Below are 24940 nucleotides of genomic sequence, written 5' to 3' on the forward strand. Positions count from 1 at the left end.
TCCTTATTTTGCCTAATTTTTTTCAGTGGCGTACGACTCGTCCCGAATGCTGGCTTCGGTCTGGCGACGCTGCCTGCGGATCTGCATGATTTCAATGGCAAAAACAAGGGCAGTCACCGCGAAGGAGCCCCATACAAAGGGGCCGTGGCCGCCCATTTGCAGAAAATCACTAAGGCTATTCCAGTAAATCATTTCACTGCCTCCTGCGCCCACGCAGTATGGCGCTCCCGCTCCAAAATAAGGGTACGGCAGCGGTAGAAACTCAATGCGAAGGAGTAAGCCCAAAACGCCACTGTCATGATGAGCATGCCAGTCAACATTTGAGTTGCCATAGTAGGGGCTTTGGTTAGGCTCACCGAAGCACCTTGGTGCAAGGTATTCCACCATTTCACTGAAAAGTAGATGATCGGAATATTCACCACGCCAACGATGGCCAACACAGCAGCGCTACGATCAGCCTTGCGGGTATCTTCAATTGCTGCGTGCAGTGATAAAAAGCCTAGGTACAAGAAAAGCAAAATGAGTTCTGAGGTCAGGCGTGCGTCCCACACCCAGTAGGTACCCCACGTGGGTTTGCCCCATAAGGATCCGGTCCAGAGGGCAATGAAGGTCATGAGGGCGCCAGTGGGTGCTAAGGCAAGTGCAAACATGCTGGCAAGGCGTGCATTAAAAATAAGCCCCATGGCCGCCCAAAATGCCATTGCCAAATAAATAATCATCGACATCCATGCGGCAGGCACATGAATAAAAATAATACGGTAGGACTCGCCTTGTTGATGATCGCTTGGTGCAATTAAAAGCCCAATCGTCAATCCAATGATGGTGGCAATGACGGCAATCGCAACGCAATACGGAATCCATGTGCCAGATAAGGCATAAAAGCGTTGTGGCGCAGCGAACTTAAACCAATTGATGCCAGAGGAGAACACAGGAAATAGTCTTTATTTAAAAGTAGTTAGAGCATGCGTTAGTGTGCCTGATTTTAGCCTAGCCGGCTTATTCCACGGCGATTCGTAGGCTGGCTGCGGTGGCGATTGGGGCAAAAAACACGGCAATCGCCAGCATCGCACCCAAGAGGTAGAAATGACCATCGATTGGCAGGCCAGCGTGGTGGGCATCGACTGCGCCGGCGCCAAAAATAAGGACCGGAATGACCAGCGGCAAAACGAGTAAGGACAGCAACATGCCCCCGCCACGCGTTGCTAAGGTTAGGGCTGCGCCGATCGAGCCAATTAAGCTCAGCAGGGGCGTGCCAATGAGGAGCGAGAGCACCAAAATACCGGTACTTTGCGCGTCCAGATTAAATTGGATCGCCAGAATAGGAGAAGCGATCGTGAGCACGAGCCCAGAGCTAATCCAATGTGCTGCCGTTTTAGATAGCACTGCCAGCGGCAATGGGATCGCAGTTAAAACCAATTGATCCAGGGTGCCATCTTGGAAGTCATCTGCAAATAAACGCCCTAGTGAAAGCATGGCTGCCAATAAAGCAGCGATCCAAAGCATCCCCGGCGCAATTTTGGCGAGCAGTGTTGGCTCCGGTCCGATACCCAAGGGAAATAAACTTGCGACCACGATAAAGAAAAACAGGGCAGATAAGCTGTCGTTCTTGCGACGCAGAGCCAAACTCAAGTCGCGCCGCACAATGGCGAGCATGACTTTTGGGATAGATAGGTGTGCGCTCATAAGCTCACCCGAACGACGCGGTCGATCTGATCGAGAGCAACCTGTTGATGGCTACTTAAGGCGACCATGCCACCTCTGGATAAATGCCCTTGAATCAATGCTTGTAGGGCCTCATTGGCATCGTGATCCAGTGCATTGAATGGCTCGTCGAGCAGCCACAATGGCCTGTCTTGTGCCAACTGCAGGCGAGCTAATGCAACCCGTTGCTTTTGGCCTTGCGAGAAGGTCCGCGCCAATCTACTGGCCAGATGACCTAAGCCCGAGTTAACTAAGGCGGCGCGAGCCATGCTGCTGGTAATTACATCGCCGCTGAGACTGCCTGCTGCCATGATGTTTTCTTCGGCGCTGAGATCGCCCTTGAGCGCTGGAGTGTGGCCCAAGTAAATCAGTTGCGTATGAAAAAAATCCCGATCGGCATCAATTGAGTTTGCACCCCACTGAATGCTGCCCATGCTAGGTGTTAATAGACCGCAGAGCATGCGCAATAAACTCGACTTTCCGGCACCGTTACTGCCAGTGATCCGCAAGAGATGGCCTGGTTCGAGTACAACCGAGAGATCGGTAAATAGAGTTTTACCGCCACGTATGCAGGCTAGGTTTTGTAAATGCAGGGCAGACGAATTCATGGCGGGAGTATTACTCATTATTCGGTAGGCTGCCGAGAAGCAGGAGTTGGCGTGTGAACTGACCGCTATCGCTATCTCGCATCGACCACAGATCGAGCTGCGCAGATGGACTGTAAGGATCAATGTAGGTGCCATCACGCCGCAATTCGTAATGTAAATGGGGTCCGCTCGAGCGACCGGTGGAGCCAACATAACCAATCTCGAGGCCACGACGCACATCGTTACCAACACTAAGTTCTACGTTGTAATTGCTTAAATGGGCATAGTAGGTGCGGTAGTTGCCTGGGTGTTCGACAATAATGAGATTGCCAAATGCTCCGTTGTAGCCAAGGTAAGCAATTTTGCCGTTGGCAACGCTAAACACCGGAGTGCCGGTCGGAGCGGCGTAATCGATGCCCATATGGGTACGCCAGCGCTGCACCGTGGCTGGGGCTTGGCCTGGCTGCTTGGCGGGGACTTTGGCGCGGCCAGCTCGGACGCTACCTACGCCCCGTGATATGCGGCGATAGCTCAGTGGATTGGTCCAGAAGGAGCGTTCAATTGACTCACCCGAAGCGGTAAAAAATCCACCGGGAATGTCATTGCGATCAACCCAGAATGCACTCGCAAGCACCTCTTGACTCAGGGTATTAATAATTTCAACCGCCCAGATTTGAGCCCAGCGATCACGATCACCAAAGTCCACAATCAATCGAACCTGATTGGCATTAATGGCAGTGGTCGGACTATCTTCAGGATACAACTGCTTCACGATGGAGTTCAGTTCCCAAACTAACTCGACTGGCAACACATCACCTACTTTTTTGGCGTCGTACAAGACATCGGATAAGGAGAGCTCTACTTCAACCAGGTTCGGCGACTGCGATTGCAGGCGGTCCTCCTGGGTTAAGAATCCACCAAAGGCCGATGGGGTAAATGTCAAGATTTGAGTGCGCGCATCGCGAATAGGCCCGTTCATGATGCTAAGGGAATCAAAGCGATTGCGATTACCAAATGCCACCGCGTAGGGAATGCAATTGCCACGCAGCCCAGCAAAGAAGCTGCGGGTTTGACTTTGAAAGAATTCAAAAAAAGCTGGATCGTTGATGCCGAGTCGGGCGGGTAAATTGCCATCGAGCGAATCGGTTTTAATGCAGCCACGTTGCACCCGAAAATCCAAATTGCCACCCGCATCTCGATTTAATTCACTGTCTTTGCTGGCATCAACTAAGCTAGAATTTTTGGGCGCAAGGGATTGGCTAGCTGGGCGGGGAGCCTTAATGCCAGTTTGTTTAGGATTATTTTTAACGACTACCTTGCTGCGAGTTGGAGTCGTTTGTGCATTCGCCTCGGACGAGGCAATTGGCATGCTGAGGTAGCCGCCGAACGCCATGATCGCCAATAAGGGGATGAAGTAGGCTGGTGCACCACGCAAGAGGGAGATCAAAAACAGATTCACCCCCTGATTATCTAATATTGTGACCCTAGTGTCAGATTATGATTTTGCACTGCAACATTATTTGCTAATTGCCCATGGTCAAATTAAGTCAGTCTGATTGTGTCTACAATCTTTTTTTCTGACAAGGATCTGCTATGCCCATTATTGAATCAATCCAAGTAGCCGCGGTAAGCGTCCCATTGGATAAAGTCACCTCATTTTCAACCCGAACGGTTTCAGAGCGCCATTACTGCATCGTCAAAGTACGCAGTAAAGAAGGTGTTGAGGGTATTGGATTTTGTTATGTGGGTAGTGCGGGTGGCGCTATCGCCAAAATAGCGGTTGAGCAATTACTCGCCAAAAAATTGATTGGTCAAAATAGCCACCGCTCCGAAGGTTTATGGATGGAGATGTACGATGAATCGATTCTCCAAGGCCGCGCTGGTTCGGTCATGCGCGCCATCTCAATCTTAGATATAGCCTTATGGGATTTAAATGCCCGTTCCGCCGGCTTGCCGCTGCACCAGTATTTGGGATCGGTGGTGGAGGACCGCGTCCCGGCCTATGCCAGCGGCGGCTATTACCTGGAGGGTAAAACCCCTGCCAAGCTGGGCAAGGAAATGGAGTCCTATGTTAAGCAGGGCTTTAAGGCCGTCAAAATGAAAGTAGGGCGCCTTTCTCCGCGGGAAGAGGAAGAGCGGGTCCGGGCAGCACGCATTGCAGTAGGCGATGATGTTTTGCTGACGCTCGACGCCAATAACGCCTGGCGTGATTTACCCACGGCACTCGAGTACATCCGCCGTTTTGAAGACTACAACCCATACTGGATTGAAGAGCCGTTCTCGCCGGATGCGATTGATTTGCATGCCGCCCTCGCGCAGCGCACCACCATCAATGTCGCTACGGGCGAGATGGAGGCGGGACGTTGGCGGTTTAGGGAGTTGATCGAAGCCGGTGGCGCAGCGATCCTGCAATCGGATGCAGCCGTATGTGGCGGCATTACCGAGTGGCGCCGGATTTCAGCATACGCGGATTGCAAGGGTGTAACAGTTTGTCCGCACTGGATGCATGATTTGCATGCGCCGCTGGTTGCCGCAACACCCAATGCCCGTTTTGTGGAGTTTTTCCTCGACGACCAAGTGCTCAATTTCCGTAACTTAATCAACAAGCAGTTGACCTTTAAAAATGGCGATTTGATTTTGCACAAAACTCCAGGACTGGGTTTTGAGTTCGATGAGAAAGCGATTCAAAAGTACGCAGGTAAATCGGCTTGGAGCAAAATTACCAAGTAATCGCCTTATCTAGCCGTTGGCCTTTTAATTTCCACAATCGACCATAAGCAGACATCCAAAAAATAACCACCCGAAGGTGGTTTTGGTATTTCTTGGTGGCCTGGGGCGGAATCGAACTAGGGCCTCAGGAGATTCTCACTCTCCCCCTAGACTACTTCCAGCTAAGATTTAATTTCTTATGGGTGGCTGCGCAATCTCTTAAATAGAGATTAATAAGGCTTTGATAAGGAATGCCCACCTCTTTTGATACAGATTTAAAGTAGCTCACTGAATCCTCATCCAATCTAATGGTTATAGGCTTCTTGAGCATAGAAGCATATGGGTTTTTACGTGCTTTTGAGAAATCATATTCTTTACGCATCTTCATCACCTTTAATAAGCTTTTGACTCTTTGGCAGTTGCCTTACGAGCCGAAATAATACGAACGACATTGCCCTCGCTTCGATAACAATGGCAAACCAAAATTACGCGAAGAGAGTGACTTACTCCCAGCAAGATAAATCTGTCTTCATCCTCCGAATGATCTGGATCGGAAATTAACTTAGCACTTTCATCATAAAACACAGATTTCGCTTCTTCAAAAGAAATGCCGTGTTTCTTTAGGTTAGCTGAAGCTTTTCTGGGCTCCCATTCAAATCTTAATAAAGTCATATGTACAGTGTACATATGTTAATTGAAAGAAGCAAGTTCGTCCAACCAAAAGAATAATGCCCGCGTGTGCGGGCATTATTTTGATCAAAACACAAACGACTAAAGGGAAGTGACCCTAAGCAATTGCCGGCGGCCGCTGACGGCGGTTGCGAATGATTTGGGAGAGGAGAACCAGGCCAAAACCAATGAATCCGCCAACATCGGCTTCATTCGATGGGTAGGCTAGCGCCACGCCGGATGCGATCATCACAATACGCTCAATGGGATTGGTTTTTTCGATAAACCACCCTTGCAATCCACCCGCAAGGCAAATAATTCCGGCAATGGCAGTAAAGGTAATCCAGGCGATTTCGCTCCAATTGGCTTGTTCAAGCGCTGAGGTTGAGCCCATGAGCAACAAACTAACGCCTGACTTATCCAGTACAAACATGAAAGGCACCAAAATCGCTGGAGCAACGTATTTCCAAGACTGCAGTGTTGTCTTGTACGGATCACCCTTACAGATCGCTGCGGCAGCAAACGGCGATAGGGCAGTCGGCGGCGATACTTCGGAGAGAACAGCGTAATAGAAAATGAACATGTGCGCAGCAAATGCAGGAACGCCTAGGTTAATTAGAGCGGGGGCTGCAATTACAGCACAAATAATGTAGGAGGCAGTAACAGGTACGGCTAGGCCAACCACCCACACCACTAAGGCAGTAAAGATCGCGGTCAGCAGTAAAGAGCCATCCGCATACTGAATCACAATCGAGCTAAATTTGAGACCAAGGCCGGTGAGGGTAACGGTGCCCACAATCAGTCCGGCACCCGCGCAGGTTGCTGCAATCGAAATAACACCGGTAGAGCCCGCAGCCAAGGATTTAGTTAGATTGGAGTTGTAGAGGCCAGACAGAATCGGCATCTTTCCTTTAAACCAAGCATACGGAATGATCGCGGTGTCTTCGCGCAGCATGCTGGTCAGGGCAGAAACCACAGTTGCAGCAAACACGGATAGGACGGGAGAAAAGCCCATCAGCATAAATACAACGATGGAAATCAGCGAAAAGAAGTGGAACCAATATTTCTTGGCAAGCTGCCATGCACTTTCAGCGCTTTCGAAGTGAATGCTCTTCATCTTGTACTTACGTACATCGATCTCAACCATCACAAATAAGCCAAGGTAAAACAAGATGGTTGGAATGCACGCCATTAAGAGCACATCCAAATAGGAAATCTTCAAAAAGTCAGCGATCAAGAAGGCAGCAGCGCCCAGCACGGGTGGAGAAATAATTGCGCCCAAGCCGCCTGCTGCTAGTAGGCCGCCTGCTGCATTTTTTTCGTAACCGACTTTATCCAGCATGGGCGCGGCAACTGAGCCAACAGTCACCGTCGTGGCAACGCCAGAGCCAGAGGGGCCGCCAAGCAAGAAAGACGACAGCACAATGGTGCGCCCTACACCAGAGGATTTGCCTCCCATGGCAGCAAAGGAAAAATCAATAAAGAACTTGCCTGCGCCCGTGAATTGCAAAAAGGCGCCAAAGATCGTAAACAAAATAATGAGGGTTGCAGATACATCAATCGCGGTGCCGTAGATGCCCTCTAGGGTCATGTACATAAAGCCGACGAGGCGATCTAATTCGTACCCTTTATGGGTCCATGGCGCTGGCAAATGGTTACCAAAAAGGGCGTACAGCAAGAAACAAACGGTGACGCCAACGAGGATCATGCCGTTGGTGCGGCGCACACCCTCCAAAATAAGGAGAATTAAAGCAATACCTAAATAAACATCCTTGGGGTCGGGGGCGGTGTTGCGATCGGTAAAGTCATCGCCACCACTGAGGACGTAATACGAAATATAGATTGCAAGGAGACTAAAAATAACGTCCCACCACATCAATCGATTTTTAAAGCGATTGGAAATTGGAAAGCTCAGAAACAGTAAAAAAAGAACTAAAGCAACGTGCACAACCCGTAACTGGTGGGTTGGCACGATGTAATAGGCAGCATATAAATGAAACAAGGACATGCCCACAGCAACCAAGACTATAAATTTAGCCAACAGCCCTTTGTAGTCATTGGAGTCGCCTTCTTCCTGCTTAATGAAAGCGTCTAACTTCTCTTGTGTTGCTGTATCAATTGCTGCTTGCGTCATGTCCCTGCCTAATTTTCTGTCTTGTATTCAAACTGCATTGGCATTGAGGTAATTAATTTACCTTGATGCCTTTTTCTTTAAAGTACTTTAAGGCGCCAGGATGGTATGCAACCGGTGTTGCGTTTGCCTTTTGATTCTCAAGCTTCACATTGCGATACTCTGCGTGCGAACGAACCAGCTCCAATTGGTTGTCAAAAATTGCCTTGACGATTTTGTAGGCTTCAGCATCCGACATGGCTGAACTGACAACCAAAATATTGGCAACAGCAGCAACGTTGTTGTCTTTTGCCATGCCGTTATAGGTTTGCTTTGAGATGGTCGATGGGAAATACAAGTTACCGTATTTCTTGTTCATTGCAGGTACTTCCGCAGAAGTGTCTACCATCACAATTTTCATACCAGGGCTGTTCGCTAAATCGGTGACCGCTGCAGTTGGCAAACCACCAACCCAAAAGAACGCATCAATCTTGCGATCTTTAACAGCGTTGACGGACTCAGCAACGCTCAAACGCTCGCGTTTCACATCTTTGTTTGGATCTAAGCCAGCTGCCTCTAAGAGACGGAAGGCCATCACTTCGGTAGCGCTACCGGGCGAGCCAGTGCTAACGCGCTTGCCTTTGAGGTCTTGCATGGTCTTAATGCCAGTAGATTCCACTGTTGCAACGTGCATCTGGTTTGGATACAGAATCAATAAGGTGCGCAAATCAATTGGTTTGCCCTTAAATTTGTCTTCACCGGAGATGGCGTCTTTTGCAGCATCAGCCATCGAGAAACCAACATAGGGTTTACCAGTGCCGATTAACTTCAAATTATCGACAGAACCGCCGGTGACTTCTGCAGTCGCTGACATGCCAGAGACGTGCTTAGACAATACTGCTGCTAAACCGCCGCCCATGGGGTAATAAACGCCGCCTGTACCGCCGGTAGCAATGGATAAATTTTGCGCTTGAACGCTCATACAGCCTAGGCCGAGCGTCAGTGCAAAGATTTTTAACAGTTTCATTTTTTGGTATCTCCTGGTACGTTTTGTTAAAGGGTGTAGCAAGTAAACATTATATTTGTCAAAAAATCCAACTGATTCCTTAAAGACCTGGCATGGAGAAGTGAATTTCATCCAATTCAGCAATTAATTTCTTTTGCTGATCAGCGCCTAAGGGCATCAAAGGAGGGCGTATACGCAACCAGTCCGCATCTTTGCTGTAATGCGCAACCGCTGTTTTTAGTGCCGCAATCATCTGATACTTTTGGAAAACAGCGCGCACTTGATCCAATTCGGCTTGATGTTGGTCTGCCCCAGCAGCTTGCCAATTTGCGGCTAATGTAGCAATGGCCTTGGGGTTGACGTTTGCCGTTGCGGAGATACAGCCAACGCCACCAGCGCGCATGGTGCGCATTAAAAATACTTCGCTGCCAGCATAGACTCGGAAGCCTTCCGGAGCCAATAACTTAATGACTGACTCGGTGTAGGCCCAATCACCTGAGCTGTCTTTCATGCCAATCACCGTGTTGGGGTAGGCCTTGACCAGCCGCTCTAGCAGTGACAGGCTTAACGAAATCTTGGTGACCGGTGGAATGTTGTAGATGTAAATCTGCAACCTGGGATCGCCCACTTTTTCAATCACCTCTGCAAAATAGGCAAATAAGCCGTCATCGCAAATATCTTTGTAATAGAAGGGTGGCAGCATCAAGACACCGCCACATTTTGCGTCTACTGCCGCCTTGGTCATCTGCACTGCCGCATCAATCGAGCAAGCGCCGGTACCGGGCATCATATGTGCAGGATTGAGGCCGCCTCGAATGAGCTCATCGAGTGCGTGCAGTTTTTGTAAGGTAGAAATCGAATTGGCTTCAGAATTCGTGCCAAAGACGGCATGACCAACGCCGTTGGCTTCAAGCCATTTGCATTGTTTCAGAAGCTTTTGAATATTGGGACTGCCGTCCGCATTAAATGGAGTGATAACAGGTGAGAGGACTGCAGACAGTGGGGAAGGCTTGGGGGTCAACATGGGATCTCCGGTTTCTAGTGGATCGGTGTTAATAAAGGACGGTGGTTAAAAAATGCTTCTAAGTTATCAATTGCCAAACGGGTCATGGCCTGGCGCGTTTCACGCGTAGCACTGCCGATATGGGGGCTCAGCACCACATTATGGAGCTGCATGAAGGCAGAATTCAACTGGGGTTCGTTTTCAAACACATCGAGTGCTGCCCCAGCAATGCGATTTTGCTGCAATGCAGAAATCAGCGCAGATTCGTCCACGACACTGCCGCGGGCGATATTCACTAAATACCCATTCGGTCCTAGGGCATTTAAGACGCTTGCATCGATCATGCGCTCCGTTTCAGGGCCCCCTGGGCAGGTCAATATGAGCACATCGGCCGCCTCAGCCAGCGCAACTGCGCTGCTGTAGAAGGCGTAAGAGCATTTTTTAGCGCTAGGCCCGGTATAGGCAATCGTCACGCCAAATGCCTCAAGACGCTTAGCTAGGTCCTGGCCAATTCGCCCTAAACCCACAATGCCCACTGTTTTGCCGGCCAGGGTGGTTGTAATGGGAAAGGCTTTTTCTTGCCATGCGCCAGAGCGGGCAAATAAATCGGCTGCAGGTAGGCGACGCAGCAACGCAAACAGAAGGCCAATACCCAGTTCACACACGGCATCATTGAGAACGCCTGGGGTGGTACTTGCCTGAATGCCGTGGCTCTTGAGGTAATCTAAAGGAAGATTGTCGTAGCCAACTCCGCAGCAGGCGATTACTTTGAGGTTCGGAATTTGGCGGAGCAGGCTTTCGGGAATCGGGGTGTTGGAGCGCGTCAGGATCGCCTCATATGAACCGGCAGGAACAGGTTCATGGGGATTGATTAAATGCACTGTTTTCAGGCTTCGGTTGATTTCCGCTTGCATCACTTCCGGAAACGAACCGACCTGCAACACCGAATTGACGGGGATCATGTCTCACTACTATTTTTATTGAAATAATGCGCTATTGTAAGTGGAATTAACAAATTCACCACTTTCTCAGACCAATATCTACAGGAAAATCCCCTTGAGCAATTCAGCCAACTCAAATGACAACCCCAGTGGCATAAGGAAGGGCTTAACCCGCTACGGCGATGCTGAATTTTCATTATTTATGCGTAAAGCATTCATTAAGGCTATGGGCTTTAGTGACAGCGCCTTGGATCGGCCAATTATTGGCATTACCAATACCTATAGCGATTTCAATCCATGCCATGGCAACGTGCCGCAAATGATTGAAGCTGCTAAGCGCGGCGTGATGCAAGCCGGCGGGATGCCCATGGTTTTTCCGACCATATCGGTGCATGAGTCCTTTGCATTTCCAACAAGTATGTATCTGCGTAATTTGATGGCGCTCGATACCGAAGAAATGATGCGGGCTCAACCCGTTGATGCAGTGATCTTAATTGGCGGTTGCGATAAGACCATACCAGCGCAACTGATGGGAGCGGCTAGTGTTGATGTGCCTGTCATCTCAATCCCTACCGGACCGATGCTAACCACAACGTATCAAGGTGATCGCTTGGGTGCCTGCACGGATTGCCGCCGCTATTGGGCCAAGTTCCGCGCCAAGGAAATCGATCAAACCGAAATTGATGCGGTCAATGAAAAACTCGCTCCGACAACTGGCACCTGCATGGTGATGGGCACTGCCAGTACTATCGCTTGCATGGTTGAGGCAGCCGGCATGAGCTTGCCTGGAACAGCAGCAGTGCCGGCCGTGATGGCCGAACGCTTTCGCTTGGCTGAGTTAACGGGCCGCAGGGCGGTGGAGTTGGCGAAGATGCCATCCGAGCAAGCGTTAACACCAGGGCGCATTCTGACCTTAGAGTCGCTGACCAATGCCTTGACGGTGCTGCATGCCATAGGCGGATCAACCAATGCTTTAATTCATTTCACGGCGATTGCTGCTCGCTTGGGTGTCAAAATTGACCTTGAGGCCTTTGATCGCTTGGGCCGTAATGTGCCAGTGCTGGTCGATTTAAAACCCAGCGGCATGCATTACATGGAGCACCTCAATGAAGATGGTGGACTCATGGCAGTCTTGCGTGAACTCAGGCCCTTGCTCTATTTAGATTGCATTACAGTCAGCGGCAGGACCTTGGGTGAAGAGATTGATGCCGCCCCTGTGACACGCAACCGCAAAGTCATACGAATTGCACAAGAACCCATTTTCCCGGTTGGCGGTTTAGCTGTATTAAAAGGCAATTTAGCGCCGCGTGGTGCCGTGATTAAACACTCTGCCGCATCGCCGGCCTTGCTCAAGCACCGTGGCCGTGCAGTGGTATTTAGTTCACTAGAAGATTTGGCCCTGCGCATCGATCGAGATGATTTAGATGTCAAGGCGGATGATGTATTGGTATTGCAAAACGCCGGCCCCAAAGGTGCCCCCGGTATGCCAGAGGCAGGGTATTTGCCCATTCCGAAAAAGTTGGCGCAAGCAGGAGTCAAAGACATGGTGCGGATCTCAGATGCGCGCATGAGCGGTACTGCATTTGGCACGATCGTGCTTCACATTACCCCCGAGTCCGCAGAAAACGGCCCGCTAGCGATTGTGCGCAGTGGCGACATTATTGAATTGGATGTAGATGCGCGGCGCATTGAATTGTTAGTAGATGATGCAGAGATCGCGCGCCGCCTTGCTGAATTAGCACCGCCCGCGGTTCGTTTGAATATCCCAGACACAGGCTACCGCCGCCTTTACCAAACAACAGTAACGCAGGCCGACGTAGGTTGCGATTTTGATTTTATGGTGCCAGCAGCAACGCGTTCTGCACCATTACTGAAAGGAAAATGACATGTTATTCACCCCAGCAGAAACGAAGGTCGTGATTATCGGTGGTGGCACGATGGGTGCCGATGTTGCGGCCGTATGCGCGCGTGGTGGCTGCGCTACGCAAGTCGTTGAGTTAACCACCGAGCGCCGTGCGCATTTGCCTAATTACTTTGCTAATGCCATGACTGAATTGGGTTATGAAAACCGCATTCATTTATTGACTGTAGCTGGCTCCTTGGATGAAGTGGATTGGGCCGATGTGGATTTGGTGATTGAGTGCATACCCGAGCGCCTTGACTTAAAGCAATCACTCTTTGCTGAACTGGAAAAGCGGACTAAACCCGAAACAGTATTAGCGAGCAATAGTTCCAGCTTTCCCATTAGTGAAATTGCAGCTGGCCTCAAAACAACGGCCCGCATGATTGGCTTGCATTTCTTTATGCCGGCGCACATTGTGCCGTGTGTCGAAGTTGTGTGTGGCGAGAAGACCTCCAAGATGGTGGCAGAGAGTTTGTCGCGCCTCATGACTGCATGCGGTATGGTGCCAGTGATGGTGAAAAAAGATTTGCATGGATTTTTGGCTAATCGCTTACAGCATGCACTTTCGCGCGAGGCGTTTTATCTGATCGATGAAGGCATCGCTACGCCAGAAGACGTGGATAAAGCCGTCCGCTTTGGTTTTGGTTTTCGCTACCTTGCAGCTGGCCCAGTGATGCAGCGGGATCATGCAGGTATAGATATTCATGCAGCAGCAGGGGCAAGTATTTATCCCTCACTGAATAACTCACCCAACATCGCCAACTGTTTGGGCGATCGCGCTAAAAGCGGCAAGTTGGGGATGAAGACCGGCGAAGGCTTTTTTGAATGGAATCCAGAAACCATTCGTGCTGAGCGTGATCGCTATGACTCCATTCTGCGCGAAGGTTTAAAAATCATTCAAAAAGAGTTGCCTAAGATTGATTAGTCGTTATACCAATTAAGGTGGTAATGGTAGTTTGATGGCGGAGATCCGCCTATACTGACTTGATGAAAAGAACCCTCCGCATCTGGGATTTACCAACCAGGCTGTTCCATTGGCTTCTAGTTGTCTGCATTACGGGCGCGGTGATTTGTGTCAATATCGGCGGTTATTGGATGCAGTGGCACGCTTACTTTGGCTACGCTGTATTGAGTTTGGTTTTGTTTCGGGTGCTGTGGGGCTTTATTGGCGCCATACACTCGCGTTTCATTACCTTTATTCCAAGCCCGCAGCGCCTCATTGCCTTTCTCACTGGCAAGGAAGGCGGTGGCTTTGGCCACAGTCCGCTCGGCAGCCTATCGGTGATTGCTTTATTGCTGGTGCTTGGTATTCAGGCCGGTACTGGTTTATTTACGGACGATGACATTGCCTTTCAAGGGCCGCTTGCTAAGTACGTATCCAACGCTACCGTCAGTTTACTTGGCAGCATTCATGCATTGAATTCCAATATTCTGTTTGGATTAATTGGCTTGCATCTCTTGGCCATTGCCTACTACCAATGGGTTAAGCGCGAATCGATCGTGATGCCGATGATTCAGGGCGATAAAGAGGTGGATGTGGAGCGCGAAGGCAGTGGTCTGCCGGCTGTCGCACTCCTTGCCTCTAAAGACGGAGCAGCGCAGCGACTCACCGCATTGCTATCGCTATGCGTAATTGCTTTACTGCTGCTCTATGCCCTCGGAATTATTTCTTTCTAAAGTCATCGTGACAGGATTTGCAGGTTTGTCCTGCAGCACTAAATGCCTTTTTGATGTTCTCCAGATTGCCTGACTGCGCTGCTTGATTGAGTTCAGCAATCGCGGTCTGCATTTTCTCTGAACCTGTTTTGAATTTAGCTGCATCAGTCCAAATGGCGGGCTGGGCTTTGCCACCTTCAGTGCCCGCACCAAAGGCTTGCCATGGCAGAGTGGAGAGGGTTGCAACCATGGCTGCATTCTTGGCAACATCATCTTTGTTGTATGGCACTTCTCCTTTGACAACCGCACCAATCCGTCCGAAGTGGGTTCCGATCAGGCTAAATGCGCTTTGACGGTATTTGATTGCATCTTCTGCTTTTTGAAACTGCGCAGAAGCGGGGCTTGCTGCCATCACGATGATGGATGCTGCCAACATGCGTAGGCCAGTGGTAGTAGCAAATGAACGAGCAGACATGTCAACTCCTTATAAATGGAAAGGGTAATTACCGGATCAGCATAACCCACTTCGCCGCCTTTTAAGCAAGCCCCGCTACTTTTTTATAGCAAGTACTGCAGGGGCCACATTAAGAAGCGGATGATCGATAAAAAGAAGCTACTTAAGGGCTGCATCCACCAAACACTAATCAGTCCCGTGAGGGCTAGGCCTAAGACGATAAAAAAGCCCCAAGGCTCAATTCGGCTAAAGGACACAGCCTGGCGGTAAGGCAGGAGACCGGTTAAGACTCTCCCGCCGTCCATCGGTGGAATCGGCAGGAGATTAAAGACGAGGAGGCTGATATTCCACATGACTCCCGCCTTCGCTACCGCCCCCAAATAGGGCTCATCGATGCCGAGGAGTTGCGGCATAAACCACAGGATGGCCCACGCAATCGCCTGTATGAAGTTAGATCCAGGCCCTGCTAAGGCAACCCAAATCATGTCGATTTTGGGGTTCTTCAGTCGATCAAAGCGGACCGGCACTGGCTTGGCATAGCCGATTAAAAAGCCTGAATTCAGGAGAATTAAGGCCAATGGAATCACCAAGGTCCCGACTAAATCGATGTGTTTAAAGGGATTTAAGGTGACCCTGCCGAGCAGGAAAGCGGTATTGTCCCCCAGCCGTTTGGCAACATAACCGTGCGCCGCCTCATGAATGGTGATGGCCAAAATCAGCGGAATCGCATTGACGGCTATTGCTTCTATCGAAAAGGCACTTATCATGACAACATGATATCCACAGGAGCCCATCGTGACTGAAGAAAAAAAACCCGCTGCGAAGACCCCAGCCCGCCCAGTAATCGCTAAACCGCCTGTTCGTCCCCCTGCCGGCAAGGGCCCTCAGGGCGCTGGTGGCAAACCCCCCAGTGGCTTTGGTGGCGGTAAAGGCATGATGCGTAAAGCCGGTCGCGGCCGCTAAAGCACCCGGCAACCCGCCTAGTCGCCAGCCATATGGTGGATAATTGGGGTATTGCAATTTGCACATGAATACGCACTGTTGAAGGATGAGTTATGAATGAGTGGCACAAAGAAAGTAAAGACGAGATCAATAAAAAGATCATCACCTTGATCGTGATGTTGGCGGTCGCAACCAGCTTGGCCATTTTGTTTGCCTTGGTGGCTGCCCATACAGGTTATGTATTTGGCTAATTGCCACAACGCAGTACGGCATACATGCCCTTAGTTTTCGGTTGAAGCCCGCCTCCCGCCGGAAATGAGCAAACACCGCCAGCCCGCAGTTTTTATTGGGCATGGCAGCCCGATGTACGCTTTAGAGCCGAACCGCCATACAGATGCATGGGCGGCTTTGGGTAAACGTCTCCATAAACCCGATGCCATTCTCGTGATCTCAGCCCATTGGCTGACGCGGGGTGTTTGGCTAACCGCAATGCCTCAGCCCAAAACCATTCATGATTTTGGCGGTTTTCCCGAGGCGCTATTTCAAATTCAATATCCCGCGCCAGGCAGTCCATCCCTCGCGCAGCGTGTTCAGTCCTTGTTAAACCAGGCGGTAGTTTTAGAAGAGCACGAATGGGGAATCGATCATGGGGCATGGTCGGTATTGCGCTATCTGTATCCCAATGCCGATGTGCCGGTAGTACAGCTTAGCCTAGATGGGTCTCTGAGCGCCGAGGAACACTACAGGCTGGCCAAACAATTAGCACCCCTGCGTGATGACAACATCCTTATTCTGGGCAGCGGAAACATTGTTCATAACTTACGCTTAATCGATTGGGATACGGATGCGGTGCCACTCGGGTGGGCAGATGAGTTCAATCGGTTTTTTACCAGTCAGATTTTGGCTAATCAACATCCTCCCTTACTTGACTGGCAAAGGGCGGGGGATGCGGCTCGGCTATCCATTCCAACCCCAGAGCACTATTGGCCTGCTTTGTACCCCTTAGCACTGCAAGGCAGTGGCGAGCAGGTCGAAGTAATCACCAATGGTATTGAAATGGGTTCAATCAGCATGCTGTCCTTCCTCGTTCATTAACTACAATCCAGGAATGGGTACATCACTAGTTGCGATTTTTTGTGGAGCGGGCTTCGGTGCGCTGTTGCGTGCTGGCTTTAATGTCTTGGGCGCGGGGATGGCATCGAGCTTTCCTCTGGGCACCTTGTTTGCTAATTTGTTTGGCGGCTATTTGGTTGGGATTGCGGTTGCTTTTTTTGGCAACAATACCGCCATCGGCCCTGAGTGGCGTTTATTTATTATTACTGGTTTTTTAGGTGGCCTAACGACCTTCTCGAGCTTCTCAGCAGAAGTGCTTGAGATGATGCAGCGTGGGGAATACACCTGGGCAGTGGGAACTGCTTTATTGCACGTGATTGGCTCGCTTGTACTAACCTCCCTTGGGATCATGACCTACCAAGCCCTTAAGTAAGATTAGATTACTCCCAGCAATCCCAAACCAGCACCAATCAGAATCAGGTACATCGGATGCCAGCGGGTGGCGGTAGCAATGAATGCTGCACCGAGTGTTAAGGCATACGCAACCCAATTGGTATTAATCTGCAGAGCAATCTGCCAGGCCGAGGCAAGAATGAGTCCAACTGCAAGTGCTGCTGCTGCAAATTGGATGGTTTGCCTAGCCCGCTCGTGCCGCATAGCGCTAATTAAGCGCTGTAACCAAAAGATCAGAATAGAAGATGGCCAGCAAATCGCCAGCGTTGCGATCAGCGCGCCTACTACGCCATTCACGTGCCACCCAATCAGCGTTACGGTCATTAAATTCGGTCCAGGCGCTGCTTGGGCAATCGCAAAATAATGGGCAAACGTGTCAGCATCAATCCAACGTTGTTGTTCGACCGCAATCGCAAAGAGCGTTGGCAATAAGGCATTGACTCCGCCAAAGGCAATCAATGAGAAAGCAGATAAGGTGAGAAACAAACTCAGCAGGATCACGTGATCCCCTTTGTTTTATGCCAAGCAATGAATAGGGCGAGCGGCGAAGCAATGAAGACGACCCACCCGAGTGGTAGGCGAAGCCAGGTGGCAATAAAGAGAGTAACAACAATCACCAGCAACATCCGAGGGTAGCGTAATTCTTCACGCAACATCTTAAAACCGGTGGCAGCAATTAAGCCAACACCGACTGCAGATATGCCGCGGAGCATGCCCTGAACCGACTCTAGGTAACTGAAGTGGTCGTAGAGCATGGCTAACAGCAAGACCACACCAATTGGTGCCAGCATGAGGCCCATGACCGCTGCAAGCGCTCCTTTTGCACCGCCAAAGCGGGAGCCAACGCACACGGCAAGATTGACAATATTGGGCCCAGGAACGAGCTGGCAGATTCCTAAAATGGCATTGAATTCGGCGGCAGTGATCCATTGCTTTTGTTCCACAATCGTGCGCCGCGCCCAAGGCAATACGCCGCCAAAGCCCGATAGGCTAATCTTGGTAAACCCAATAAAGAGTTCACTCGTACTGAGCTTGATCGGGCTTGGATCGATTGGATTGGGGGCTGGCAAAGGAGTATTTAAGGATTTGTGGATAGGTGGTGGATTACTATACTGTGCTTAGAGGCATCAACTTAAGGAGTAACAACATGATTTTAGAGCACGTCGATATTCAAATTGATCCAAGTAAGCAGGCGGAATTTAATGAAGCCATTATTCGCGGCTTAGAGACGGTAGTTTCCAAATCAAAAGGCTTTCGTGGATACAAGGTAAATCACTGTGTGGAGTCCCCCTCACGTTACCTACTCATGATTTATTGGGACACGCTTGAAAACCACATGGTTGATTTTAGGGAGTCTTCACTCTTTACCGATTGGCGTGCGATTGTCGGCCCTTACTTTACTAAGCCCCCCTTTATGGAGCATTTTGAGTTGGTTGGTAAATCGACTTAGTTAGTTGATTTAGTTACGCCTGCTTTTTTCGAATCGATTGTTCTATCCCAATCGATTCGAGAGTGGGCTCCAGGGCTTCACGCTCATCAAAGACAAAGCAACTGCCCTGGTAGTGTGCTGAGCCCACATCCTCAAAGTACTTGAGGATGCCGCCTTCCAGTTGGTAGCTGTGTTCTATGCCAATCTCGCGCATGTAAAGCCCCGATTTTTCACAGCGGATCCCGCCCGTACAAAAACTAATCAGGGTTTTATCTGCTAACTCAGCTTGATGTGCCTTAATGGCTTCCGGAAATTCACTGAACTTTTGAATATTAAAATGCACGGCATTTTCAAAGGTACCGTATTCCACCTCAAATTGGTTGCGGGTATCAATCATCACAACCGGTCGTCCTAAGTCGTCGGTGCCGCGATCAAGCCATTCCGCCAGTTTGGTGGGCGTAATGAAGTGGGCTCTGCCCGTTTCAGGTTGAATGGCAGGGTGATTCATGCGAATGATTTCATTCTTGATTTTGACCAGCGCTTTCTTAAAGGGCTGATTGTCTGACCAGCTTTCCTTGACTTCAATGGCAGCAAATCGCTGATCCCTGCGTAGCCAGGCCAGAAAGTCCCGCAACAGGGGTTCAGTGCCTGCTAAAAACAAGTTAATGCCTTCTCCGGCCAGCAAAATAGTACCTTTCAGTTGGCGTGCATTCAGGGCATCAAGCATCTGCTGGCGCAGTTCCTCGAGCTCCTCCAAGCGAACAAATTGGTATGCGGCAATATTGAGAATCGAATTCATTGGCGGTAGGGAATCAATAACATGCTCTATTATCAAACACACTGCCCTTGGGTGATAGTCTTTGCTTTTAATCAATCCTCTTTTTACAAAATTATTACCATGTCTGAAACCCCTCAAAATCGTCCAATTCCCTATATTCCGATTGATTTAGCTGAGCCTGCGGACTTGGTTGCCGCAATCCGGAAACGCCGCGGCGGAGACTTTATTAATTTGGATCGCATGCTCCTGCACAGCATTCCGATTGCAGAGGGCTGGAATCACTTTGTGGGCGAGATTCGGAATAACTTGGCTTTAGATCCCAAGTTGCGGGAGTTGGCGATGTGTGGGGTTGCGGTTTTAAATGGCGCTGAGTATGAATTTTTTCACCATGCGCCGCCCTTCAGAAAAGCGGGCGGGACTGAAGAGCAGGTCGAGGCATTGCGTTTGTTGGGCACGCCGCAATTTCCCAGAGCTTGCTTTAGTTCAGTGGAGTGTGACGCTGCTGAGCTCACCTTGCAGATGACCAGAAACATTCAGGTGGATGATGCGCTCATGGTGCGTTTACGCGACGCCTTGGGTAACACGTGTGCGGTCGAGTTAGTCACTGTGATCGCCGCCTACAACATGGTGTCCCGTTTTTTGATTGCACTCAAGGTAGGCCCAGAAGATCATCCACCCGCTTAATAAAGGCCACATAAAAAAATGAAAACAGTCAAGATTGATTTTGTATCTGATATTGCATGCCCTTGGTGTGCTGTTGCCTTGGGTGCACTCGAGCAAGCTATCGCAGAGTTAGGTGATCAGGCTCAGGTTGAGATTCACTTTCAACCATTTGAGTTGAACCCAGCGATGCCCTTAGGCGGGCAAGATGTGATTGAACATTTGGTTGAAAAGTATGGCGTTGGCCCAAAGCAGGTTCGTGAAAACCAAGAGCAGATTCGCAAGCGTGCGGCTGAAGTGGGTTTCCCTTTTCATCCGGAAGGGCGCAAATGGGTCTACAACACCTTTGATTGCCACCGACTATTGCATTGGGCTGGACTCGAGCTCGGCAGCGCTGCGCAGCATCGCCTGAAACGGGAGCTATTGGGGACGTATTTCACGCTTGCCGTTAATTTAGATGACCATGCAAATGTGCTGGATGCCGTTGACAGGGCGGGTTTGGATCGCCAGCGCGCTGCAGAGGTACTCGCTAGTGATGAATTTAAAGAGGCGGTACGTGAGCAGCAGAAATTCTATTTGGATGCCGGAATTCATTCTGTACCAGCCGTGATTTTGAATGACCGCCTCCTGATTCAGGGCGCGCAGCCGGTAGAGCAGTTCAAGGCCGCTTTACTACAGGCCAGCAATGATTGACAGTGACAATCGCATGCGCTGGACAGAAGAAGATGCCGTTCGTGATGTGCGATGGCAGTCAGAAAAAGGATTGCCACCTCCCAAAAAAGTAGTGATTGCAGATGACACACTAACGGCTGATACGGCATATCGCCTTGCTTCCGAAGGTAGTGCTTTTTTATGGCGTGGTGATTATCAAAATGCTAAACAATTATTGCAGGCACTTGCAAGGCGGGCTGAGCGACCCGTCAAGCGTAATCGAAAAAAAGCAGCGAGCCAAGCCAAGCTGAATCCAGATACAGTCAATGCGATGGAGCCCAAAGCGATATTTAATCAGCACCGGCAAGCCCAGGCGCAGCGCGCCAGAATTCTGGATGCGATTTTGATTTCCATATTGGCTGATCACACTATTCCGCTGCGACGGGCGCCGGAAGTAACTAAGGCGTGCCTTGAGGTATTTGGAAATGTGACGGACGATTACGTAATCTCCTTACGCGAATTACTTGGCGTCATTAGTGCCCATGAGTGGCGCAAAAAAGGGGTGGTGATTCCATCACTTAAGGAGGGCGCACAGCGCCTATTTCCCCATTACGGCGTCTTTTCGCCCATACGCGGCGAATACGTTCAGCTGGCGGCAATGGCGCCACTCCCGCCCGCATTAAAAAATAAATCATTGGCCTTTGATATTGGCACAGGAACAGGCGTTTTGGCTGCAGTACTCGCGCAGCGGGGTATCCAGAGAATTATCGGCACCGATCAAGATCCCAGGGCCCTCAACTGCGCTAGCGCAAACATCCAGCAATTAGGCCTTGTGCAGCAGGTTGCGATTCTGAATGCCGATCTCTTTCCTCCAGAAAAGGCCGCCTTGATTGTCTGTAATCCGCCCTGGCTACCAGCTAGACCCAGCTCCCCAATCGAGCGGGCTATATACGACCCTGACAGTATGATGCTCAAAGGGTTTTTGTCCCAGTTAAAAGAACATCTGCTACCAGAGGGTGAGGGCTGGCTCATTCTGTCTGACTTGGCGGAGCATTTGCAATTGCGCTCACGCGACGAATTATTGTCTTGGATTGCAGCGGCCGGCTTAGCGGTGATTGAAAAAAGAGATGCCAGGCCAAATCATCCCAAAGTGAGCGATGTCAGCGACCCCTTGCATCAAGCTAGAAAGGCTGAAGTCACGTCGCTTTGGCGTCTGGCTGCGGTATAGCTGGGTCGGGCAGGGCAATATCTAAGCTCCTGAAGAATGCTGTTCCCAGGGGTGATATCGGCGTGTGGACCGCACCAATCTGACCGGTAGTGCGGCGAATTTCATCGAGCAAGAGGGTGCCATAGCCTTGACGACGGTACATGGGGTTGACGTAGATGTACTCCACATCGCCGGTACTTGTAAATCGGCTGTAGCCGATCGTGGTATTTTGATTTTTGATCAACACAATCCCATCTGCGATTTCGATCTGGTAGTCAGCAGGATTAGGTATTGGCATTAGATGAAGGTAATACGCTTCGTTAAGTCCTGTAAAGACACCTCGGGGGCTTGAATGCTTTTCGCTTCATCGCGGCTATTGGCAATCACGCCAATCCCAGCCACTGGTGCTAAGTTATCGACCTTGAAGCGACCTACCCCATCTTGTTGACGGATAAAGCACTCCTCATCAAAAAAGAGTCTGTCACCATTGTTATCAATTTCATCGGAGTCAATTGATGCAAAACCAATGAGTCCTCGAACATCATCGATTGAGCCTGAAATCTCCACTGCTGAAACCGTTTTTAAGGTCGGATTAATTACATACACTTGCATAAACACCCTCGGAGTAATTGGGTAAAGAGTTCTATTATCGTCGCAATGACTGGGTTTGAATATTTGGTTTATGCCCAATTGGCCTACTGGCATAGGGTATTGAATTGCCTCCAAAAAAGCGCCATATTCCAGAAACCTTTTCCGGCTTGAGCCCCCCACGCCAGATTGCAGGTAATTTCTTGGTATTTGAGGAGATACGTTAAGGCAATCAATGCATTTTCGGTATTCATGCAGGGCTTTTTTAAATCTTATTGATAATCATTCTTATTATGATATAGTGGAGTCAAGTAAAAAATCGTCTTTCCACAGGAGTGAATCATGATGAGAAGCAAATGGATTGCCTTGAACATAGGCCTGCTGCTTGGATTTTCAGCGCTTGCAAATGCCCAATCCAGCAATGAGAAAGTATTGAATTTGTATTCTGCCCGTCACTATCAAACGGACGAGGCGCTGTATTCAAACTTCACCAAATCGACCGGGATCAAAATTAATCGCATTGAGGCAGATGACAATGCACTGATCGAGCGCTTAAACAGCGAGGGCAGCAAAAGCCCTGCAGACGTCATCCTCTTGGTGGATGCCGCTCGATTATGGCGTGCTCAGGTTAATGGGTTTTTCAAGCCCATCCAATCAAAATATCTGAACGATCGCATTCCAGCAAATCTACGTGCGAAAGCGGATGCAGATGGAACCACATGGTTTGGCTTTTCAACCCGTGCGCGGATTGTGGTCTACAACAAAAATACCGTTAAACCTGCCGATGTGAACACCTATGAAAAACTAGCTGAACCGATGAATAAGGGCAAGGTATGTACGCGTTCAGGTTCCCATCCCTATATGCTCTCCTTGCTGGGCGCCTTGATTGAGCGTAATGGCGAAAAGGCAACTGAGGCTTGGGCAGCTGGGATGGTGGCCAATATGGCGCGTAGCCCTAAGGGTGGCGATACCGATCAGATCAAGGCAGTGGCATCGGGTGAGTGCGGCGTTGCTTTAACGAATTCCTATTACTTAGCGAGATTAATGCGCTCTACAAAGCCGGAAGACATCGCTGTGGTATCTAAGGTTGGGTTTGTTTGGCCTAATCAGAATGCGGGCGGAGTACACATCAATATCTCGGGCGGCGGCGTAGCTAAAAATGCTCCTCACCCCGCAGCTGCAATCCAATTTCTAGAGTATTTAGCCAGCGATTCTGCGCAAACGTATTTTGCGGATGGAAACAATGAATGGCCCGTTGTTGCTGCTGTTCGCGTAGATAATCCAGCGCTCAAAGAGCTTGGTCCTTATCAGGCGGAGAAGGTATCGGTGGCATCGATTGGTTTAAATCAAATAGCAGCTCAGAAAATTCTAGATCGGGTTGGTTACAAGTAAAAAATAAAGGGGGTAGCATGAGTCGCGCATACTTTGCATGGATACTCTTGCTAGCCCATCTAGCCATTCTAATCGGTGGCATGGGTTTTGTAGGCGCTTAATCGACCGAGAGGGCTCTCTCGTTTCATGCCCTCGTTATAAGCATTGTTCTTCTCTCGTTTTGGGTGGCAACCGATCATCGAACCTGATTCGCCTAGATCAGTTCATGGCTAAGCCAAAATCAATCGAAGGTAACTTACTGAGACTTTTTCAATGAATAAAAACTATCCTAAATCAAATATTGAACTCGGTCATTTTTCAGAAAATGGTGTAGCCAAAACCTACTCCAGTTTAGATTTGTTTGGGGCTAGTAATTCGGTCATCATTAACCACTTTGGCGTTTGTTACACCTTGAGGATTACCCAGCTTGGTAAGTTGATACTAACCAAGTAAGGATGTTTCGATGCAACTCATCCCATGGAAACTATTTTTAGTTGTGTTGGTGCTACATGCAGTCTTGTTAACTGCAATGGCTCAGTTTGGATTTCAGTCGCTGGATTACGGCGCTCAGTCAGTGGTATCAATTCAAATGATCGAATCGAAATCGAGCGCCCCTGTAAATAGAGTAGTTAGTCAGTCCATGGCTGAGCACACCCTTCCGAAGTTGCTGCGAGCAGAGGATCATTCATCGGCTCGCAATGATGCGCTATCCACCTCGATGCAAGGTAATACAGGCGAGTTAATGTCGGCGCTAATTATTCCACCGTCAGCCGATCTATTGGAGCTGCGTAATCCGAAACCACCTTATCCCATTGCCAGTCGAGAGAACGGAGAGCAGGGGGCAGTGATGCTGTATGCCTGTATTAGTGACCATGGCAAAGTAGAGCGACTGGATTTAGCTCAAAGCTCTGGCCATCCGGCTTTAGATCGTTCCGCTCTCAACACGGTTCGCAATTGGAGTTTTCGACCTGCGCAAGAAAGTGGTAAATCAATTCCAATGTGCTATCGCCTGCCTATCCGCTTCTTTTTATCTTCATCTACTCTTTTGGCACTGTTTGCTTAACTCAGA

34 protein-coding genes are annotated in these 24940 nt (G+C 49.7%); 15 read left to right on the top strand and 19 right to left on the bottom strand.

Translation table 11 applies throughout. The annotated features are described in order from the left end of the window. Positions 1-12: 12 nt before the first annotated feature. The 5 genes from ccmD to Q8M75_RS05270 all read right to left on the bottom strand — a co-directional run bounded on the left by ccmD (position 13) and on the right by Q8M75_RS05270 (position 3747). Complete coding sequence (gene ccmD / locus Q8M75_RS05250) at positions 13-192, bottom strand: heme exporter protein CcmD (RefSeq protein ID WP_305487002.1); 180 nt, start codon at positions 190-192, stop codon at positions 13-15. Continuing rightward, the gene (ccmC, locus tag Q8M75_RS05255; RefSeq protein WP_305487005.1) at positions 189-929 is read right to left on the bottom strand and encodes a heme ABC transporter permease CcmC; all 741 of its coding nucleotides are present in this window, start codon (positions 927-929) and stop codon (positions 189-191) included. Before ccmC ends, ccmD begins: the two co-directional genes overlap by 4 nt. 67 nt (positions 930-996) lie before the next feature. Continuing rightward, positions 997-1683 carry a heme exporter protein CcmB gene (gene ccmB, locus Q8M75_RS05260; protein ID WP_305487007.1) on the bottom strand — a complete coding sequence of 229 codons (687 nt, stop codon included), beginning with the start codon at positions 1681-1683 and terminating at the stop codon, positions 997-999. Further along, entirely contained in the window at positions 1680-2309 is a 630-nt protein-coding gene (gene ccmA, locus Q8M75_RS05265; protein ID WP_305487010.1) for a cytochrome c biogenesis heme-transporting ATPase CcmA, read from the bottom strand. The genes ccmB and ccmA overlap by 4 nt, the downstream gene beginning before the upstream one ends. A gap of 10 nt (positions 2310-2319) precedes the next feature. Continuing rightward, complete coding sequence (locus Q8M75_RS05270; RefSeq protein ID WP_305487013.1) at positions 2320-3747, bottom strand: M23 family metallopeptidase; 1428 nt, start codon at positions 3745-3747, stop codon at positions 2320-2322. 134 nt (positions 3748-3881) lie between these two features. Between Q8M75_RS05270 and Q8M75_RS05275 the strand changes: the two genes are divergently transcribed. After that, positions 3882-5018: a mandelate racemase/muconate lactonizing enzyme family protein gene (locus Q8M75_RS05275; protein ID WP_305487015.1), complete on the top strand. Its 1137-nt coding sequence runs from the start codon at positions 3882-3884 to the stop codon at positions 5016-5018. A 151-nt stretch (positions 5019-5169) separates the two neighbouring features. Here Q8M75_RS05275 and Q8M75_RS05280 read toward each other — a convergent pair whose 3' ends face one another. The 6 genes from Q8M75_RS05280 to Q8M75_RS05305 form a co-directional block, all read right to left on the bottom strand. Next, positions 5170-5379: a BrnA antitoxin family protein gene (locus tag Q8M75_RS05280; protein ID WP_305487017.1), complete on the bottom strand. Its 210-nt coding sequence runs from the start codon at positions 5377-5379 to the stop codon at positions 5170-5172. Positions 5380-5390: 11 nt separating this feature from the next. Continuing rightward, entirely contained in the window at positions 5391-5669 is a 279-nt protein-coding gene (locus Q8M75_RS05285; RefSeq protein ID WP_305487020.1) for a BrnT family toxin, read from the bottom strand. Positions 5670-5784: 115 nt separating this feature from the next. Continuing rightward, a complete protein-coding gene (locus Q8M75_RS05290; protein WP_305487022.1) occupies positions 5785-7800 on the bottom strand; it encodes a TRAP transporter fused permease subunit in 2016 nt (671 codons plus the stop codon). Positions 7801-7852: 52 nt separating this feature from the next. Further along, positions 7853-8803 carry a TAXI family TRAP transporter solute-binding subunit gene (locus Q8M75_RS05295; protein ID WP_305487024.1) on the bottom strand — a complete coding sequence of 317 codons (951 nt, stop codon included), beginning with the start codon at positions 8801-8803 and terminating at the stop codon, positions 7853-7855. Between the two features lie 79 nt (positions 8804-8882). Beyond that, positions 8883-9806 carry a dihydrodipicolinate synthase family protein gene (locus Q8M75_RS05300; RefSeq protein WP_305487026.1) on the bottom strand — a complete coding sequence of 308 codons (924 nt, stop codon included), beginning with the start codon at positions 9804-9806 and terminating at the stop codon, positions 8883-8885. A 14-nt stretch (positions 9807-9820) separates the two neighbouring features. Continuing rightward, entirely contained in the window at positions 9821-10747 is a 927-nt protein-coding gene (locus tag Q8M75_RS05305; protein ID WP_305487028.1) for a 2-hydroxyacid dehydrogenase, read from the bottom strand. Positions 10748-10835: 88 nt separating this feature from the next. Between Q8M75_RS05305 and Q8M75_RS05310 the strand changes: the two genes are divergently transcribed. The 3 genes from Q8M75_RS05310 to Q8M75_RS05320 all read left to right on the top strand — a co-directional run bounded on the left by Q8M75_RS05310 (position 10836) and on the right by Q8M75_RS05320 (position 14306). Beyond that, positions 10836-12611, top strand: a complete 1776-nt coding sequence (locus Q8M75_RS05310; protein ID WP_305488195.1) for an IlvD/Edd family dehydratase — start codon at positions 10836-10838, stop codon at positions 12609-12611. A 1-nt stretch (position 12612) separates the two neighbouring features. Beyond that, positions 12613-13554 carry a 3-hydroxyacyl-CoA dehydrogenase family protein gene (locus Q8M75_RS05315; protein WP_305487030.1) on the top strand — a complete coding sequence of 314 codons (942 nt, stop codon included), beginning with the start codon at positions 12613-12615 and terminating at the stop codon, positions 13552-13554. A 62-nt stretch (positions 13555-13616) separates the two neighbouring features. Then, positions 13617-14306: a cytochrome b/b6 domain-containing protein gene (locus Q8M75_RS05320; protein ID WP_305487032.1), complete on the top strand. Its 690-nt coding sequence runs from the start codon at positions 13617-13619 to the stop codon at positions 14304-14306. On the opposite strand, the gene Q8M75_RS05325 is transcribed toward Q8M75_RS05320, so the two are convergent. Both Q8M75_RS05325 and Q8M75_RS05330 read right to left on the bottom strand, forming a co-directional pair. Then, positions 14293-14760: a cytochrome c gene (locus tag Q8M75_RS05325; RefSeq protein ID WP_305487034.1), complete on the bottom strand. Its 468-nt coding sequence runs from the start codon at positions 14758-14760 to the stop codon at positions 14293-14295. The genes Q8M75_RS05320 and Q8M75_RS05325 overlap by 14 nt on opposite strands. An 83-nt stretch (positions 14761-14843) precedes the next feature. Beyond that, on the bottom strand, positions 14844-15506 hold the full coding sequence (locus tag Q8M75_RS05330; protein WP_305487035.1) for a site-2 protease family protein: 663 nt from the start codon (positions 15504-15506) through the stop codon (positions 14844-14846). Positions 15507-15534: 28 nt separating this feature from the next. Between Q8M75_RS05330 and Q8M75_RS05335 the strand changes: the two genes are divergently transcribed. From Q8M75_RS05335 to crcB, 4 genes are all read left to right on the top strand, one after another. Further along, the gene (locus Q8M75_RS05335; RefSeq protein ID WP_305487037.1) at positions 15535-15702 is read left to right on the top strand and encodes a hypothetical protein; all 168 of its coding nucleotides are present in this window, start codon (positions 15535-15537) and stop codon (positions 15700-15702) included. Positions 15703-15794: 92 nt separating this feature from the next. After that, a complete protein-coding gene (locus tag Q8M75_RS05340) occupies positions 15795-15932 on the top strand; it encodes a hypothetical protein (protein ID WP_305487038.1) in 138 nt (45 codons plus the stop codon). Between the two features lie 64 nt (positions 15933-15996). Continuing rightward, positions 15997-16776, top strand: coding sequence for a 4,5-DOPA dioxygenase extradiol (ygiD, locus tag Q8M75_RS05345; protein WP_305487040.1), 780 nt, complete (start codon positions 15997-15999; stop codon positions 16774-16776). 13 nt (positions 16777-16789) lie between these two features. After that, positions 16790-17167: a fluoride efflux transporter CrcB gene (gene crcB, locus Q8M75_RS05350; RefSeq protein WP_305487042.1), complete on the top strand. Its 378-nt coding sequence runs from the start codon at positions 16790-16792 to the stop codon at positions 17165-17167. Positions 17168-17169: 2 nt separating this feature from the next. Here the strand turns inward: crcB and Q8M75_RS05355 are convergent, their stop codons facing one another. Continuing rightward, complete coding sequence (locus tag Q8M75_RS05355; RefSeq protein WP_305487044.1) at positions 17170-17688, bottom strand: chromate transporter; 519 nt, start codon at positions 17686-17688, stop codon at positions 17170-17172. After that, the gene (locus Q8M75_RS05360; protein ID WP_305487047.1) at positions 17685-18257 is read right to left on the bottom strand and encodes a chromate transporter; all 573 of its coding nucleotides are present in this window, start codon (positions 18255-18257) and stop codon (positions 17685-17687) included. The genes Q8M75_RS05355 and Q8M75_RS05360 overlap by 4 nt, the downstream gene beginning before the upstream one ends. 77 nt (positions 18258-18334) lie before the next feature. Between Q8M75_RS05360 and Q8M75_RS05365 the strand changes: the two genes are divergently transcribed. After that, positions 18335-18637 (top strand): antibiotic biosynthesis monooxygenase, encoded by a 303-nt coding sequence (locus Q8M75_RS05365; RefSeq protein WP_305487048.1) that lies wholly within the window; start codon positions 18335-18337, stop codon positions 18635-18637. A gap of 13 nt (positions 18638-18650) precedes the next feature. Here Q8M75_RS05365 and Q8M75_RS05370 read toward each other — a convergent pair whose 3' ends face one another. Further along, on the bottom strand, positions 18651-19415 hold the full coding sequence (locus tag Q8M75_RS05370; protein ID WP_305487051.1) for a sulfurtransferase: 765 nt from the start codon (positions 19413-19415) through the stop codon (positions 18651-18653). A gap of 99 nt (positions 19416-19514) precedes the next feature. Between Q8M75_RS05370 and Q8M75_RS05375 the strand changes: the two genes are divergently transcribed. Genes Q8M75_RS05375 through Q8M75_RS05385 form a run of 3 tightly spaced genes read left to right on the top strand, consistent with a single transcriptional unit; the run spans position 19515 to position 21933 of the window. Then, a complete protein-coding gene (locus tag Q8M75_RS05375) occupies positions 19515-20078 on the top strand; it encodes a carboxymuconolactone decarboxylase family protein (protein WP_305487052.1) in 564 nt (187 codons plus the stop codon). 18 nt (positions 20079-20096) lie between these two features. Continuing rightward, a complete protein-coding gene (locus Q8M75_RS05380) occupies positions 20097-20747 on the top strand; it encodes a DsbA family oxidoreductase (protein ID WP_305487055.1) in 651 nt (216 codons plus the stop codon). Next, positions 20740-21933: a class I SAM-dependent methyltransferase gene (locus tag Q8M75_RS05385; protein WP_305487057.1), complete on the top strand. Its 1194-nt coding sequence runs from the start codon at positions 20740-20742 to the stop codon at positions 21931-21933. Before Q8M75_RS05380 ends, Q8M75_RS05385 begins: the two co-directional genes overlap by 8 nt. On the opposite strand, the gene Q8M75_RS05390 is transcribed toward Q8M75_RS05385, so the two are convergent. The 3 genes from Q8M75_RS05390 to Q8M75_RS05400 form a co-directional block, all read right to left on the bottom strand. Further along, positions 21902-22210 (bottom strand): GNAT family N-acetyltransferase, encoded by a 309-nt coding sequence (locus Q8M75_RS05390; protein WP_305487060.1) that lies wholly within the window; start codon positions 22208-22210, stop codon positions 21902-21904. The genes Q8M75_RS05385 and Q8M75_RS05390 overlap by 32 nt on opposite strands. Next, entirely contained in the window at positions 22210-22524 is a 315-nt protein-coding gene (locus tag Q8M75_RS05395; RefSeq protein ID WP_305487063.1) for a hypothetical protein, read from the bottom strand. The genes Q8M75_RS05390 and Q8M75_RS05395 overlap by 1 nt, the downstream gene beginning before the upstream one ends. Before the next feature lie 83 nt (positions 22525-22607). Continuing rightward, positions 22608-22754: a hypothetical protein gene (locus Q8M75_RS05400; RefSeq protein WP_305487066.1), complete on the bottom strand. Its 147-nt coding sequence runs from the start codon at positions 22752-22754 to the stop codon at positions 22608-22610. 88 nt (positions 22755-22842) lie between these two features. Between Q8M75_RS05400 and Q8M75_RS05405 the strand changes: the two genes are divergently transcribed. The 3 genes from Q8M75_RS05405 (at position 22843) to Q8M75_RS05415 (ending at position 24934) form a co-directional block, all read left to right on the top strand. Continuing rightward, positions 22843-23892: an extracellular solute-binding protein gene (locus Q8M75_RS05405; RefSeq protein WP_371131752.1), complete on the top strand. Its 1050-nt coding sequence runs from the start codon at positions 22843-22845 to the stop codon at positions 23890-23892. Between the two features lie 252 nt (positions 23893-24144). Continuing rightward, on the top strand, positions 24145-24324 hold the full coding sequence (gene hemP / locus Q8M75_RS05410) for a hemin uptake protein HemP (protein WP_305487069.1): 180 nt from the start codon (positions 24145-24147) through the stop codon (positions 24322-24324). Between the two features lie 10 nt (positions 24325-24334). Beyond that, complete coding sequence (locus Q8M75_RS05415) at positions 24335-24934, top strand: energy transducer TonB (protein WP_305487072.1); 600 nt, start codon at positions 24335-24337, stop codon at positions 24932-24934. Positions 24935-24940 lie beyond the last annotated feature (6 nt).

Origin of the sequence: Polynucleobacter sp. (assembly GCF_030693775.1) — a bacterium.
In the GTDB taxonomy this organism is placed as follows: domain Bacteria; phylum Pseudomonadota; class Gammaproteobacteria; order Burkholderiales; family Burkholderiaceae; genus Polynucleobacter.